Source organism: Polaromonas sp., from assembly GCF_029945685.1.
Taxonomy (GTDB): Bacteria; Pseudomonadota; Gammaproteobacteria; order Burkholderiales; family Burkholderiaceae_C; genus Polaromonas.
On record NZ_JAQSDA010000009.1, the window covers coordinates 124,649 to 139,397 of the forward strand.

Genomic DNA, 14,749 nt, shown 5'->3' on the forward strand with positions numbered 1-14,749 from the left:
GACCCGTCACCGTGCAGGCTTGGCCCCAGGCTGTGCTTCCGCCACGGCCTGTCCATATGCGGGTCTCGCTCGCCTTCGTCGAGCATCGCGTGAACGTCTGGCTGCGCTTCGGCCAGCCCGTGCGCGAGTCGGTGCTGGACCGCTGGCGGCGTGTGGCGACATTCGAACCCAACGCAGTCTGTTGCCGTGTGAAGTGGATCGGCAATGACTACGGCACGGCGCTTTGGCAGCTCATGGTGCTGCGGGCGCCAATGCCGTTCGATGGCGCGCAACGCATCGCGGGCGTAGTGCCATCGGCGCGCATCTTGCTGCGCGCCGATGGCGAGCAGCAGGTCAAGGCCGTGCTCGAAGTGGTCGATGCCATCGAGGCGCTGGGCATCGAGCCGACCGCGGCTGCCGCAACGTACTGGCACACGGTCGGCAACCGGCTGGCAGCACGCCTGCCACTGCCGGACTACACCACCGAACGGCATGCGGCGCATCTTGCGCGAGGAGCGCTGAGATGAGTCGACGCGTGCTCTTCGCCGGCATGGGCATCGGCCTGGCTGCGCTGTGCGCGCCGGCCGTCATGACGATGTCGGCGCATGAGCGTGTGTTCGTGGTCTACAACCCGACGGACAGCGTGCCGCGCGGGTGGTACCGGGTCAGCAGCATCGACAACGCAGCCTCGCTGCACGTCGGCAGCATCGTGTTGGCTCGGCTTCCCGCCGGCGTGGCCGCGTTCGCGGGACAGCGCGGCTACCTTCCCAGCGGTGTACCAATTCTCAAGCGCGTTGGCGCCGTGGCGCCGCAAGCAGTGTGCGTTCGGGGACAGACTGTGCTCATTGACGGCGCAGCGGTGGCAACCACTCGAACGCATGACAGTGCGCACCGGCCGCTGCAAGCCTGGTCACCGTGCCGTCGCCTTTCCGATGGCGAACTGTTCTTGCTCAGCGACACGAACCCGGCGTCGTTCGACAGTCGCTACTTCGGCCCCATCGCGGCGTCTGCCGTGCTGGGCATCGCGCGGCCACTGTGGACCTGGAGCACGCCATGAGGCTTGCTCTATCGTGTCATCTAGCATGCCGCCGAACTGCAGCCGGGCATGCGCTCGCGCTGCACTCCGTCCTGCAGGGAGCCCGCTGCCAGCGTGCAGCTCGCGCTGCACCGCCGCTGCCTCACGGGCAGCGTTGCGCACCCGGTGCGCGGCTGGCGGCAGGTCGGAGCCGGGAGCGGGTGCGGAAGGCGGAGACGGAGGGCCAGATAAAAGGGGTGGCACGTCGCGCCCCTCCAAGCCAGTCTGCACGTGGGTTTGCGGCGGCACCGCAAGGGACCCTGCGCGTGCCGCTCAGAGGCTGGAACCCGCATGGCAGCGGGCTCTCCCGCGTGCTGTTTTCTATGCCGTGCGCCACCGTGCGCTGGAGTCTTCATGCCCGGCAATGACGAGGACCGCTTTCGCGTCAAGCCCGCGGCGCCTAAATCCCGTGGTGGACCGCGCTCGCAGCGCTTCGTTTCGCAGGTTCTCAAGCAGGTGTCGATGACGGGCGAAAAGCCCTTGAGTAAAAGCCTCGGCAGACCCGCCAATACGTTCGGCCGAGGTCGCGTCGCGGCCTCCATGGCCGGCCGGCGCTTGGGGCCGAACGCCCGCCGAATGGTCGTCAAGTCTCGCTTCGTCGTGCTCCGGCGCGCCAGTCCGAACTCGGTGGCCGTGCACCTGCGCTACATCGAGCGCGATGGTGTTACTCGCGATGGACAGAAAGGCCATGCCTACGGTGCAGCCACCGATGCGGCCGACCTCAAGACTTTTCAGGAACGTGGGCAGAACGACCGACACCAGTTTCGCTTCATCGTCTCGGCCGAGGACGGCCTAGAACTGGAGGACTTGAGGGGCTTCACCCGCCAACTGATGCGCCGCATGGAGATCGACTTGGAGGCGCGACTGGACTGGGTTGCCGTGGACCATTGGGATACAGACAATCCGCACACGCACATTGTGCTGAACGGCCATACGGGCGGGCCTGCCGGCGGGGAGGACCTCGTGATTGCCCCCGACTACATGGCGCACGGTTTGCGTCAGCGCGCCATCGAGATCGCCACCGAATGGCTGGGGCCGCGCACCGAGGCGGAAATCCGTCAAAGCCTGCTACGGGAGGTTGATCAGCAGAGGCTCACCGGCCTGGACCGGGCGCTGATCCGGCAAGCCGATGCCGATGGCATCGACCTGACCGGCAACCGGCAAGACCGGCAGCGTGAGAACGCTCTGCGAGCACGGCTGCAGCGGCTCGAAGGCATGGGCCTAGCTGAGAGGATGAATGCGAACCGCTGGAAGCTCCAGCCCGGAATGGCGGCCACACTCGACGCCATGGGCCAGCGCGAAGACGCGTTGGAGACGGTACGCCGTGCGCTCAAGGGCCAGCGGCGGGAATGCGTGCTCAATGAGCGTCAAACCACCCCCGTCAGCGGCCGGATTATGGGCAAGGGCCTGGCCGACGAACTGCATGACCGCGGTTACCTGGTGGTCGATGGCATTGACGGACGGGCGCACTACCTGAGGCTGCCAGGCGGTATCGACCTCGCAGAACTGCCCGTACATGGCATCGTGGAGGCGCGGCCGTCGGGGCAGGAGAAGCCTGTGGATCGCCACATCGCAACCATCGCGAGAGACGGCCTCTACAAGACTGCCGACCATGTAGTGCAACTGAAGCAGGCCAATGACCGCGACCCGCAATCCACTGTCGATGCGCACGTGCGTCGGCTCGAAGCGCTGCGCCGCGCCGGCATCGTGGAGCGCATCGCCGATGGCGTCTGGAAGGTGCCGCCGGACTTGCTGCGGAAGGCTCGGCAACATGATGCCCAGAAATCCTCCGGACTCGCGATTGAGCTACGATCGCATCTGTCCATCGATCAACAAATATGCGCCATCGGCGCCACTTGGCTGGACAAGCAGTTGGTGGGCGATGCTGCGGCCTTGGCTGACCAAGGCTTTGGGGATGAGGTGCGCGATGCGATGCGCGACCGGATCGATTTTCTTGTTACGCAAGGACTTGCTGAGTGGCGTGGCAAGCGGGCAGTTCTCGCGATAAATCTATTGGCAACCCTTCGTGGCAAGGACGTGGCTGCAGCTGGCAAGACGCTTGCAGACGAGACCGGACGCATATATCGCGCGACACATGACGGCGGGCAGGCTAGCGGCATCTATAGGAGAAGCATCCAACTCGCAAGCGGCCGATTCGCGATACTTGACGACGGATTGGGCTTCACTCTCGTGCCCTGGAGGCCAGTGGTCGAGCGCAGTTTGGGAAGACAGGTGTCAGCAATCATGCGAGGACAGTCCGTCACTTGGCAGTTGCAACGAGGGCGAAGCATCTCTATTTGATGCGATTGCCAAATGTTGTTCAGCCGCCCACGCAAACATTCAAATATGTGTGAGCGGGTTTATCAGTCGGCCTCAAACAAGTCAATATGCCTATCGGCGCGTTAGGAATATTCCGGTGTCAGCGGCGAGGACTTGTCCGTGCGGTTGACGATAGCGTTGAGAATTATCGCTGTATGAACTGTTTGATTTCCTGGCGGTGGACTGCCAATGCGCTATGTCACCAAGTGCGGCTTGGGCCGCCGTAGTTCAACACCCCCTTTGGGTTATATACTCCATTCCAACGAGAAATCGTTTTCATTTCGACGCCGACTGCCAATGTTGCCAGTCAGGCGTCCGGCAATAACGCCCGACCCGGTTCATAGCCGGTTCGGGCGTTTTTGTTTTCCGGGTACATCCCCCACTTGAGGAGCGAGTGCACGCCATTCAGCAGCTAAGCCTTCTTAGAAGACAGCCCGGAATGAACCGGCGGCGCAATTTTCATAGGCAGTCGAATGCAACCAGGTATTAAAAACACGGCTTCAGAGGAACCCCAGGCACTTTTGACATTGCGCGGTTCGACGCGCAATGAGCAAAAACGCGTCGAAATTTTGATGGGACTGGGCAAGAGTGTCGATCTAGATCGCTATGGTGGTCTTCTTGTCGCAATGACATTGTTCTTGGAGGCTTGGGAGCCTCGGGTCGTGCAGGCCATGCCGCCGGCCTGGCGCGTTTGGTTTGTCTGCCGTCGCAGGTCGGTGCTGCTCAGACGGGACTTGAACGCGCTTTCTCTGTCCGTGTCGCCGCGAAAACCCTTACTTAAGATTGATCTTGCCACGCCGTCCGCCGCATGGGGTTCCTTATATGCCATCGAAGGTTTAACGATGAGAAATCAAGAAATCGCCGCGCGATTGCACGAGGCGCACGGTATCGGCGCTCACAATGGCGGAGCGTACTTCGGCGCCCGGGGCGACGTGACCGGCACCCTGTGGCGTGAATCTTCCAAGGTAATACAGAGCATGTTGGAAGGGCCTAAGTCGCAAGCTGAGGCTTGCGCCGCTGCGGTGCAGACCTTTCACGCGTTAACAAAGGTGTTCCTAGATGTCCCGACCAAGCAGTTTGCGGCGGCCTACAACTGAGGGCCTCCATCCCTGTCGGCAGTAAGGACCCCAGCCACTTGTTCGCAAATTAGAGTCACTTTGCTGGATTTTGTATTCGACGAGCCAACTGGCGTAATTTCTGACGTCGACCCACCATCTAACTCAATTGTGTTTGCTTGCCACATGACTATATTTGTTGGCAATTAGCATTAACTCGCATTGAATGTAATTAACTGCGCGCCACACTTTCCCCACAACGAGAAATCGTTGCCAATCCATCGACACCGACTGCCAGTGCTGCCAGTCAGGTGTTGGGCAAGAAAGCCCGAACCGGTTAACCGCCGGTTCGGGCTTTTTTGTTTTTCGATCGCAAGGAACCACTTAAAAACGGATGCATGTCGCCGAGGGCGAAGCCTTGCCTGGAAGAAAGTAATTGGCAGCGGTTGCTTGTTGCAACAGTCAACTCTCCCAACATCGATCGCAAAAGGTTCAGCCATGACTCAATTTAACCGTCGTCAGCTTGTCAAGGCAGGCGGCACTCTATTTGCTCTTAATGCCGTCGGAAGCGTTACTCGGTTCGCTTCGGCACAACAAACCGTCAAGTTGGGCTTGCTCCACTCGCTATCTGGAACGATCGCTTTGGCCGAAGCATCACTCGTCGATGCCGAGAAGATGGCCATCGACGAAATAAATACTGCGGGTGGCGTTCTCGGCCGCAAGATTGAGGCAGTCATCGAAGACGGTGCAAGCGACAACTCGGTTTTCTCTGAAAAGGCAGTGAAGCTGCTGGAGCGAGATAAGGTCTCCGCGATCATCGGTTGCTATACCTCGGCCTCCCGAAAAGCTGTGCTTCCTGCTCTGCGCAGAGCCAATGGACTGTTGTTTTACCCCACCTACTACGAAGGCCAAGAACTGAGCTGGAACGTGGTCTACACCTCGCAAGAGGCGACACAGTCCGTGGTGGCCGCCGTGGAGTGGTTGGCGAGGGAGAAGGGCAAGACATTCTTTCTGGTCGGTTCCGATTACGTTTATCCGCAAACCTGCAACAAGATTGCCAGGTCGACCGTCATGAGGGCTGGTGGGAGAGTTCTGGGCGAAGAGTATGCGCCGTTGGGGCACACCGATTTTTCCTCGATTATCAACAAAATCAAGGCCGCGAAACCCGACTGCATTTACAGCACGGTGGTCGGCGGCTCCAACGTCGCGTTCTACAAGCAGTTGCGCGAGGCAGGCTTGGACGGAGCAAAACAGGTGCTGCTATCAACCGTGGTCTCAGAGAATGAAATTGAGGGCATTGGCAAAGAAAACGCCGCCGGCTACTACGCCTGCATGGGGTATTTCCAAAGCATCAAGTCAGCTGCCAACGAAAAGTTTGTGAAGGCATTCAAGGCCAAGTACGGCGCTGACCGAGTAATCGGCGACCCGATGGAGGTGGCTTACAACAGCGTTTACCTCTGGAAGATGGCGGCCGAGAAGGCCAAGTCCTTTGAGCCCTCACTGCTACGGACCTCGACCGCGAACCTGGTGCTAGAAGCTCCGGAGGGTAAGGTGCGCGTCCATGCATTCAACCAGCATGTATGGAAAAAAATTCGCATCGCAAAGGCGTTGCCCACTGGCCAATTCGACATCGTTTGGGAGTCACCAGATTTGGTTGAACCGAATCCATTCCACGGACTGACTAAGATTTGAGTAGCTGCTTTTTAGAGGACAGACAGCCCGCGTTGCCAAGCTGAGAAAATTGATTTGATATCGTTCATGCCATATTTTTGTTGAGTTGACAATACGCGCAAAGCCTTATGGAGTGTCTTCGGCGACGCGCTCATACTCCGGCTTAACGAGAAATCGTTGCCAATCCTTCGACGCCGACTGCCAGTGCTGCCAGTCAGGTGTTGGGCAAGAAAGCCCGAACCGGTTAACCGCCGGTTCGGGCTTTTTTGTTTTCCGGTCGCAAAGTGCCATTTTTAAAACGGATGCATGTTGTCCGAGGGCGGAGCTTTGTCTAAAGGTCTTGCGGGGTTGAATTGGCAGCAGTTGCTTGTTGGAAAAGCTGAATCTTCAACAAACGCACTACCGCAAGGAGCTTGATCATGACTCAATTCAACCGCCGCCAGATTGTTAAAACAGGTGGCTCACTACTCGTCCTGGGCGCAACTGGAGGTGCGGCCAACATGGTCGCCGCCCAAGAAACCGTGAAACTGGGCCTGCTGCACTCTCTTTCGGGAACGATTGCTATCGCGGAAGCCTCGCTGGTCGAGGCTGAGAAGATGGCCATTGACGAGATCAATGCCGCAGGTGGCGTTCTCGGCCGCAAGATTGAGCCAGTTATCGAAGACGGTGCCAGCGACAACCCGACCTTCGCTGAAAAGGCTCGCAAGCTGCTCGAACGAGACAAGGTTGTCGCCATCGTCGGCTGCTACACCTCAGCCTCGCGTAAAGCCGTGCTGCCAGTGCTCAATCAGGGCAAGGGCCTGCTGTTTTATCCCACGTACTACGAAGGTCAGGAAGCGGACAAGCGTGTCTTCTACACGTCGCAAGAAGCAACTCAGTCAGTTATTGCGGCTGTCGAATGGTTGGCCAAGGAAAAGGGCAAGACATTCTTCCTGGTCGGATCGGACTACATCTATCCGCGCACGTGCAACAAGATTGCCAAGCCGACCATCACCAAAGCCGGCGGCAAGGTGCTGGGTGAAGAATATGCGCCACTCGGACACACTGAGTTCTCTTCGATCATCAACAAGATCAAGGCCGCCAAACCCGACTGCATCTACAGCACCGTCGTGGGGGGCTCCAACGTAGCGTTCTACAAGCAGCTCCGCGCAGCAGGGCTGGATGGCACCAAACAGGTGTTGCTGTCTACGGTGGTTTCGGAAAACGAGATCGAAGGCATCGGCAAAGACAATGCTGCCGGCTACTACGCCTGCATGGGTTATTTCCAAAGCATCAAGTCGCCCGCCAACGAGAAGTTCGTGAAAGCGTTCAAAGCCAAGTACGGTGCCGACCGCGTGATCGGCGATCCGATGGAGGTTGCCTACAACAGCGTTTACCTCTGGAAGATGGCCGCGGAGAAGGCCAAGTCTTTCGATGTTGACAAAGTTACTGCAGCTGCGGCGGGCATCGAGTGGGAGGCACCAGAAGGCACTCTGCGCGTCCACGCGACCAACCACCATCTGTGGAAGAAGGTGCGGATCGGACGAGCACGTGCGGACGGTCAGTTCGACATCGTCTGGGAATCACCACTGATCCAACCAAACCCCTTCCCCAAACTGTAAGGGCAGCGCAACTACCGGGCGCATTCTGCGCCCGGTTAATTGGATTTTCTGGAGTGGTTCATGAGTTTTGATATAGCGGTGATGCAGATCTTCAACGGAGTGAGTCTCTTCACCATCCTGTTGTTGATGTCAATCGGACTGGCAATTGTCTTCGGCCTGATGGGCGTGATCAACATGGCTCACGGTGAGTTGATGGCACTGGGGGCGTACATGACCTACGTCGCGGCGAAAATGTTTGAACGCTTTGCTCCTGGTTGGATGGACATCTATTTGTTTGTCGCGATTCCATTTGCATTTTTGGTGACCTTCGCGGTTGGCTATCTGCTGGAACGATGCTTCATCCGCTTCTTTTACAACCGGCCCCTGGACACACTACTGGCGACTTGGGGGCTCAGTCTGATGCTGCAGCAGGCTTATCGGACCATCTTTGGTGCCCAGGAAGTTAGCGTTCCCTTGCCGCAATGGTTGGCTGGGGCATGGGAGCCGGTGGTGGGCATTCAGTTACCCCTCACACGAATATTCATCGTCGGCTTAACGGCACTAGTCGCGGCCGGTGTTTACGTGCTTCTTTACCAAACCCGGTGGGGACTGAAGGTAAGGGCAGTGATGCAAAACCGCCAAATCGCTGGCGCGGTGGGCATCGACACACACCGCGTGGACTCGCTAACGCTAGCGCTCGGCTCCGGCCTTGCTGGAATTGCCGGTTGTGTTTTTACGATGATCGGCTCGACCAATCCAGGCACGGGTCAGCTTTACATCGTTGATTCGTTCATCGTGGTTGTCTTCGGTGGCGTACAGAGCCTCGTAGGCACCGCCCTTTCCGGCTTTGCGATCGCGCAATCTCAAACGTGGCTGGAATTCCTGATGAGTGGATCCATGGCCAAGGCCACCATCCTGGTTTTGGTAATTGTGGTCCTATATTTCCGGCCGAATGGTCTGTTCTCCACACGCTCGCGGATCTGAACATGGCTGCAACTCAACGAAACCAACAGCGCCGCTCGGATGCGATCTCCGTCGGACTTGTCATTCTTCTTCTCGCACTCGTTCTTCCAGCAGTACTCGACCCATTCCGCCTCAATTTGATTGGGAAATACCTCGCCTTCTCCTTTGTAGCGATCGGTATCGTGCTGACTTGGGGATACGGTGGAGTGCTCAGTCTAGGCCAAGGCGTGTTCTTTGGCTTGGGTGGTTACATGATGGCCATGTTTTTGAAGCTTGAGGCGTCTGCCCCTGAACTTCCCGACTTCATGGTGTGGAGCAGCATTGAGACGCTGCCGGTCTGGTGGCAACCATTTCACTCATTGGGGTGGACAGTGCTTGGGATCTTGACCATACCAGCTGGGCTGGCCTGGCTGTTTTCCTATGCAATTTTCCGTAGACGCGTCAGTGGCGTTTACTTCGCCATCGTTACGCTTGCGCTGGCACTTACCTTGACAGTTGTTGTGATCGGTCAGCAGGGGGATACGGGCGGAGCGAATGGCATTACAGACTTCCGCACGCTGCTTGGCTGGGACATTCTCAGCGATGACGGCAAGCGGGTGATGTATTTCATCGAGGTTGGCGCCGTATCCCTGGCAATGCTGCTGTCCCTCGCGATCATCCGAAGCCGCTTCGGAAAAATCCTCATTGCAATCCGGGATCGCGAGGACCGGGTCCGCTTCAGCGGGTACAACACCGCGCACATGAAGGCCTTCGTCTTTGCGTTCGCCGCAGTGCTTTCCTCTATCGGCGGAGCTTTCTACAGCCTGCAGGTCGGACTCATCGCGCCAGGCGTTATCGGAGTGGTTGCATCGGTAGAGATGGTCATCTACGCAGCTGTTGGCGGCAGGCTCTCTGTGCCCGGAGCCGTAGTAGGGGCTTTGCTGATCGGCTTCCTAAAGTCATATCTCTCTGAAACCTTCCCGGAAGGCTGGCTTTACTTCTTGGGTGCTGTATTCATCCTGGTCGTATGGGCAATGCCAAATGGACTGGCTGGCCTGGTCAATCGATTGCACTGGTGGCGTAGATCAGATGAGGCGGCACGATGAACACCACACAGCTTGAAATGTCACACCTAGCAAATACATCGGTTCCTGCACAGCGTCAAATTCTGAAGGTTGAAGACCTCACAGTATCCTTCGACGGCTTCAGGGCTGTAGATAACCTCAATTTAACCGTCGATCGCAACGAACTTCGCGTCATTATCGGACCGAATGGGGCCGGGAAAACCACATTGCTTGACATGATCTGCGGGAAGACAAAGCCTACCGCGGGTCGCGTTCTTTTCAATGACATTGAGTTGACCCGGATGAGTGAGCATGAAATTGTGCGGGCCGGCGTTGGCCGGAAATTTCAAACTCCGTCTGTTTATGAGGACCTGTCCGTTCTCGAAAACTTCGAAATTTCCTTGCCTGGTATGCACGGGCTCTTCCAGTCGCTCACCTTCCGCCGCACCGCGCAAGTGCGGGAGAGGATCGAGGAGATTGCCGATCAGGTTTTCCTTAAAGACCAGCTTAATCGTCGTGCCTGCCAGCTCAGCCATGGGCAAAAACAGTGGCTGGAGATCGGCATGTTGCTGATGCAAGAGCCGGAGCTGCTGTTGTTGGACGAACCGGTGGCGGGCATGAGTCCACGTGAGCGCGAACAGACAGGCGATTTGCTAAGCCGCATCGCGACAGGTAAATCCGTTGTCGTGATCGAGCACGACATGGACTTCGTCAAACGCATTGCGCACAAGGTCACGGTGTTGCACCAAGGAAAGCTGCTGAGCGAAGGAAGCGCCAGCGAAGTTCAGTCTGACCGCCGCGTGATTGACGTCTATCTCGGCCACTGAAAGACAACGATGTTCGAAATCGAAAAAATTAATGTGGCTTACGGTGAATCGCACGTGCTTCACGACATCTCGATCCAAGTGGGACCCCAAGAGTCGATTGCAATCATGGGGCGCAACGGCATGGGGAAAACCACGCTACTGAAGTCGTTGATCGGCCTTTTGCCGACCCGGTCTGGTCACATCCGGCTCAACGGCAATGAGCTAACCGGCGCTCCTACCTACAGCCGAGTAAAGCAGGGACTGGCATTTGTGCCTCAAGGCCGCATGGTATTTCCGCTACTGACCGTCGAGCAGAACATCCTGACCGGCGCGGAGCATTCAGGTCATCGCAGCGTGCCTGAATATATCTATCGATTTTTCCCGGTTCTTCAGGAAATGAAAAGCCGAAAAGCAGGAAATCTTTCCGGCGGTCAGCAGCAAATGCTTGCGATCGCACGAGCGCTGATCTCGGACCCGAAGGTGCTGATCCTCGATGAGCCCACTGAGGGAATACAGCCTTCCATCATCAAGGAACTCGCACGGACTCTCAATGTTCTGCGGGCGGAGCGAGGGTTCGCTGTCGTCGTATCTGAGCAAGTTCTGAGCTTTGCGCTGGAGCTTGCGGACCGATTTCTGGTCATCGACCGAGGACGCATCGTTCACGACGAGTTGCGTAGCAGTCTTGACCAGGAAAAAGTCAGATCTTTCCTGACCGTTTGAATTTCAACCACCCCAAGGAGCAAAGTCATGAGACATGGTGATATCTCGAGCAGCAACGATTGCGTAGGTGTAGCGGTCGTGAACTACAAAATGCCACGGCTGCACTCAAAAGCAGAAGTGCTGGAGAACGCACGCAAGATTGGCGAGATGCTGATAGGAATGAAGAAAGGGCTCCCGGGAATGGACCTGGTTATCTTCCCTGAGTACTCCACCCACGGCATCATGTACGACTCCAAGGAGATGTACGACACAGCCGCCACAGTTCCTGGTGAAGAAACTGAAATCTTCGCCGCGGCATGTCGTCAAGCCAAGGTGTGGGGCGTTTTTTCGCTCACTGGTGAACGCCATGAAGAGCATCCCAACAAAGCCCCCTACAACACACTGATCCTGATGAACGATCAAGGTGAAATCGTCCAGAAATACCGAAAAATCATGCCATGGGTGCCGATCGAGGGCTGGTATCCGGGGGATTGCACCTATGTCAGCGAAGGCCCGAAGGGCATGAAGATGAGCCTGATCATTTGCGATGACGGCAACTACCCCGAGATTTGGCGTGATTGCGCTATGCGCGGCGCCGAGTTGATTATTCGCTGCCAGGGTTACATGTATCCGGCCAAGGAACAGCAGATCATGGTGTCGAAGGCGATGGCCTTCATGAACAACACCTACGTCGCAGTCGCGAATGCGTCGGGCTTTGACGGCGTCTACTCGTATTTCGGTCACTCAGCGATCATCGGCTTCGATGGCCGCACGCTGGGCGAGTGCGGTGAGGAGGATATGGGCATCCAGTATGCGGAGCTGTCCAAGGGTTTGATTCGTGATGCACGCAAAAATGGCCAGTCACAGAACCATCTCTTCAAACTGGTGCACCGCGGATACACGGGCTTGATCAACTCAGGGGACGGTGACAAGGGCGTAGCAGCTTGCCCATACAACTTCTATTCGCAATGGATCAATGATCCGGAGGGAACTCGGGAGATGGTTGAGTCATTTACCCGCTCCACTGTAGGAACGCCGGAATGCCCGATTGAAGGCATTCCACACGAAGCTCCTAAGCACCGCTAGTCGCGCCATTTCCATATGTCGAATACCCTCGCCGAGTACCGCATCAACGCCGAGCCGTTTTACCGAGCGGCCGGCAACGAAGTAGCGCTATACGAGAGTGCGTATACGCACCGGATGCCGCTGATCCTGAAAGGACCAACGGGTTGCGGGAAGACTCGGTTCGTCGAGCATATGGCGTGGAAGCTAAAGCGCCCCCTCATCACGCTGGCATGTAACGAAGACATGACAGCCTCTGATTTGGTGGGCCGTTACTTGCTGGATGCTAACGGTACTGCTTGGCATGACGGCCCGCTCACGATGGCGGTGCGCCATGGCGGCATCTGTTACTTGGACGAGGTGGTTGAGGCCCGTCAAGACACCACGGTCGTCATCCACCCGTTAACAGACGCCCGTCGAATCTTGCCACTCGACAAGAAAGGGGAGGTCATTCAGGCGCATCCTGATTTCCAGCTGGTTGTTTCCTACAACCCTGGCTATCAAAGCAGCGCGAAGGACATGAAGCCTTCAACCCGGCAGCGTTTTGCGTCTCTTGAGTTTGACTATCCGCCTGCAGCGTTGGAAGCAGAGATCGTTGCCCACGAGACTGGCATTGGCCAACCTATGGCTATGCAACTGGTGACGATTGCCCACTGTTCACGTGCCCTAAAGAACCGGGGACTTGAAGAAGGTGCCTCGACGCGAATGCTGATCTATGCGGGCATCCTGATTCGAGATGGGGTTTCGCCGAGCGAGAGCTGCGCGATGACGCTCACACACACCTTGTCGGACGACCCTGACATGATATTAGCTCTGCAAGGGTTCGTTGAGGCTCAATTCGGGTGAGTGCACTGTCAATTTTGGCTACCGGCCTCGGGAAGCGTGGAATACATGTCCAGAGTGACGGCGCACACCCTCGAGCGATCTTGACCTCTGACCAACTGGTTCTGCCAGAATTCATGTCCGAGAAGTGGGGTTTGGCTCAGGCGTCAGTCGCGCATGCTTTGGCTCACTGGCGTTACTCTGTCGCGGGTAGACCGGTGCGGGGTCTCAAACCGATGGGGATTGCAATTGTTTCTGCGATCGAAGATGCACGCGTCGAACGTCTGCTACTTCAAAACTTCCCTGGTATGCGCACCAGGTTCCTGAAATACCTGTCGCCCACGCCCGCAGCTGGCGATCTGAGTTTTGCTGCACTCGTAGCGCGTATGGATCGAGTTTTGGCTGACCCGCAAGCCCAAGATGACAATCACTGGGTGAACAAGGCGCGTCGGTTGTTCGAGGAGACCGCTGAGCGGGCTGGGCTGGGTGACTATGACGCCTTCAGGGCAGTAGCCGCGATCCTTGCGAACGATCTTGGGCAGATGCGCGTTCGGTTCGACCCGCAACTGCATGTTGTCCCGGCGGCATATCGCGATGACAACAGCTATTTGTGGGACTTCACTGACGTCGAGCAGACCTCAGACGATGAAGTAACGGTGCGTCGCATGATGAGCAGACCATCAGGAATGTCGGTAGAGCTCGATGGAGACCCACCTTCCGCCGGCGCCTTGAACTTCAGCGAAGCTTGTTTCCAATATCCAGAGTGGGATTACCGTATGGAGCACCTAAAGCCAGAATGGTGCACGGTGATCGAGAAGTCGCCTGACGGGCGTCACGTTCCAAATCCAACCGGTATTAAGCATCATTTCAGCCGACCATTGCAATTCTCGGATAGCCGACGTGTTAGTCGAACGCGACGACTGCGTCGTCAGTGGGATGGTGACGACATCGACTTGAACGCAGCAATTGAGGTGGTTATTGACCGCCGTATGCGTTTACAACCCGAGCCCCGTATGTTCGTTCGCCGTGGACCGGAAAGCGATAAATCATCAACCCTGGTACTGCTTGATTTGTCTGAATCAGCCAATGACAGAGCAGAGGGCAGCCAGATGTCCTTTCTTGATATCGAGAAGCAAGCCGCGCTGCTCATGGCTGGGACTGCTTCTCTTGAAGGCAATCGGATCGCTGTCCATGGGTTTTCGTCAAATACCCGCTCGGAGGTCTACTACACGAAGCTTATTGACTTTGGAGAACTGCCAACGCTTGTGTCTATCACCCGTGTTACTGAAGTTCAGGCCGGTTTCTCCACCCGGATAGGCGCAGCAATTCGGCATGCAACGGCGGAACTGCTGCAGGAGAAGGTCAATATTCGCAATATTCTGCTTGTGACGGATGGAACGCCGGCCGACATCGACGTGCACGACCCGCGTTATTTGGTTGAAGATGCGCGTGCCGCGGTGCTTGATGCCCGCAAGGCTGGAATACGAAGCTTCTGCATCGCAGTGGATCAGGACGGAGATTCCTATGCACAGCGAATTTTCGGTTGGCGCAACTACTGTGTCGCGACCAATCCACATCGTCTGCCGGCGCAAATTCAGCGTACTTGCGCGCGGCTCGCATCTAACTAAGATAGGGTCTTAGTACCAATAGGGCAAATGAAAATGACGATGAAAGT

At 57.1% G+C, this 14,749-nt stretch carries 13 protein-coding genes; all 13 read left to right on the top strand.

Annotated elements, in window-relative coordinates:
• The first annotated feature begins 56 nt into the window (after positions 1–56).
• A complete protein-coding gene (locus PSV26_RS07355) occupies positions 57–506 on the top strand; it encodes a DUF2840 domain-containing protein (protein ID WP_300569358.1) in 450 nt (149 codons plus the stop codon).
• Positions 503–1,036, top strand: a complete 534-nt coding sequence (locus PSV26_RS07360) for a S26 family signal peptidase (RefSeq protein WP_300569360.1) — start codon at positions 503–505, stop codon at positions 1,034–1,036. Before PSV26_RS07355 ends, PSV26_RS07360 begins: the two co-directional genes overlap by 4 nt.
• Positions 1,037–1,408: 372 nt before the next feature.
• Positions 1,409–3,355, top strand: a complete 1,947-nt coding sequence (locus PSV26_RS07365; RefSeq protein ID WP_300569362.1) for a DUF3363 domain-containing protein — start codon at positions 1,409–1,411, stop codon at positions 3,353–3,355.
• Positions 3,356–3,846: 491 nt separating this feature from the next.
• On the top strand, positions 3,847–4,470 hold the full coding sequence (locus PSV26_RS07370) for a biliverdin-producing heme oxygenase (RefSeq protein WP_300569365.1): 624 nt from the start codon (positions 3,847–3,849) through the stop codon (positions 4,468–4,470).
• 456 nt (positions 4,471–4,926) lie between these two features.
• Positions 4,927–6,120 carry a transporter substrate-binding protein gene (locus PSV26_RS07375; protein ID WP_300569368.1) on the top strand — a complete coding sequence of 398 codons (1,194 nt, stop codon included), beginning with the start codon at positions 4,927–4,929 and terminating at the stop codon, positions 6,118–6,120.
• A gap of 398 nt (positions 6,121–6,518) precedes the next feature.
• Entirely contained in the window at positions 6,519–7,700 is a 1,182-nt protein-coding gene (gene urtA, locus PSV26_RS07380; RefSeq protein WP_300569370.1) for an urea ABC transporter substrate-binding protein, read from the top strand.
• A 60-nt stretch (positions 7,701–7,760) separates the two neighbouring features.
• Positions 7,761–8,663: an urea ABC transporter permease subunit UrtB gene (gene urtB, locus PSV26_RS07385; RefSeq protein WP_300569373.1), complete on the top strand. Its 903-nt coding sequence runs from the start codon at positions 7,761–7,763 to the stop codon at positions 8,661–8,663.
• 2 nt (positions 8,664–8,665) lie between these two features.
• Positions 8,666–9,727: an urea ABC transporter permease subunit UrtC gene (gene urtC, locus PSV26_RS07390; protein WP_300569376.1), complete on the top strand. Its 1,062-nt coding sequence runs from the start codon at positions 8,666–8,668 to the stop codon at positions 9,725–9,727.
• 17 nt (positions 9,728–9,744) lie between these two features.
• Complete coding sequence (urtD, locus tag PSV26_RS07395; RefSeq protein WP_300569547.1) at positions 9,745–10,512, top strand: urea ABC transporter ATP-binding protein UrtD; 768 nt, start codon at positions 9,745–9,747, stop codon at positions 10,510–10,512.
• Positions 10,513–10,521: 9 nt separating this feature from the next.
• Positions 10,522–11,211 carry an urea ABC transporter ATP-binding subunit UrtE gene (gene urtE, locus PSV26_RS07400; protein ID WP_300569378.1) on the top strand — a complete coding sequence of 230 codons (690 nt, stop codon included), beginning with the start codon at positions 10,522–10,524 and terminating at the stop codon, positions 11,209–11,211.
• A 27-nt stretch (positions 11,212–11,238) separates the two neighbouring features.
• Positions 11,239–12,276 (top strand): aliphatic amidase, encoded by a 1,038-nt coding sequence (locus tag PSV26_RS07405; RefSeq protein ID WP_300569380.1) that lies wholly within the window; start codon positions 11,239–11,241, stop codon positions 12,274–12,276.
• Positions 12,277–12,291: 15 nt separating this feature from the next.
• On the top strand, positions 12,292–13,098 hold the full coding sequence (locus PSV26_RS07410) for a CbbQ/NirQ/NorQ/GpvN family protein (protein ID WP_300569383.1): 807 nt from the start codon (positions 12,292–12,294) through the stop codon (positions 13,096–13,098).
• 80 nt (positions 13,099–13,178) lie between these two features.
• Positions 13,179–14,702 carry a VWA domain-containing protein gene (locus tag PSV26_RS07415; RefSeq protein ID WP_300569386.1) on the top strand — a complete coding sequence of 508 codons (1,524 nt, stop codon included), beginning with the start codon at positions 13,179–13,181 and terminating at the stop codon, positions 14,700–14,702.
• Positions 14,703–14,749: the final 47 nt, after the last annotated feature.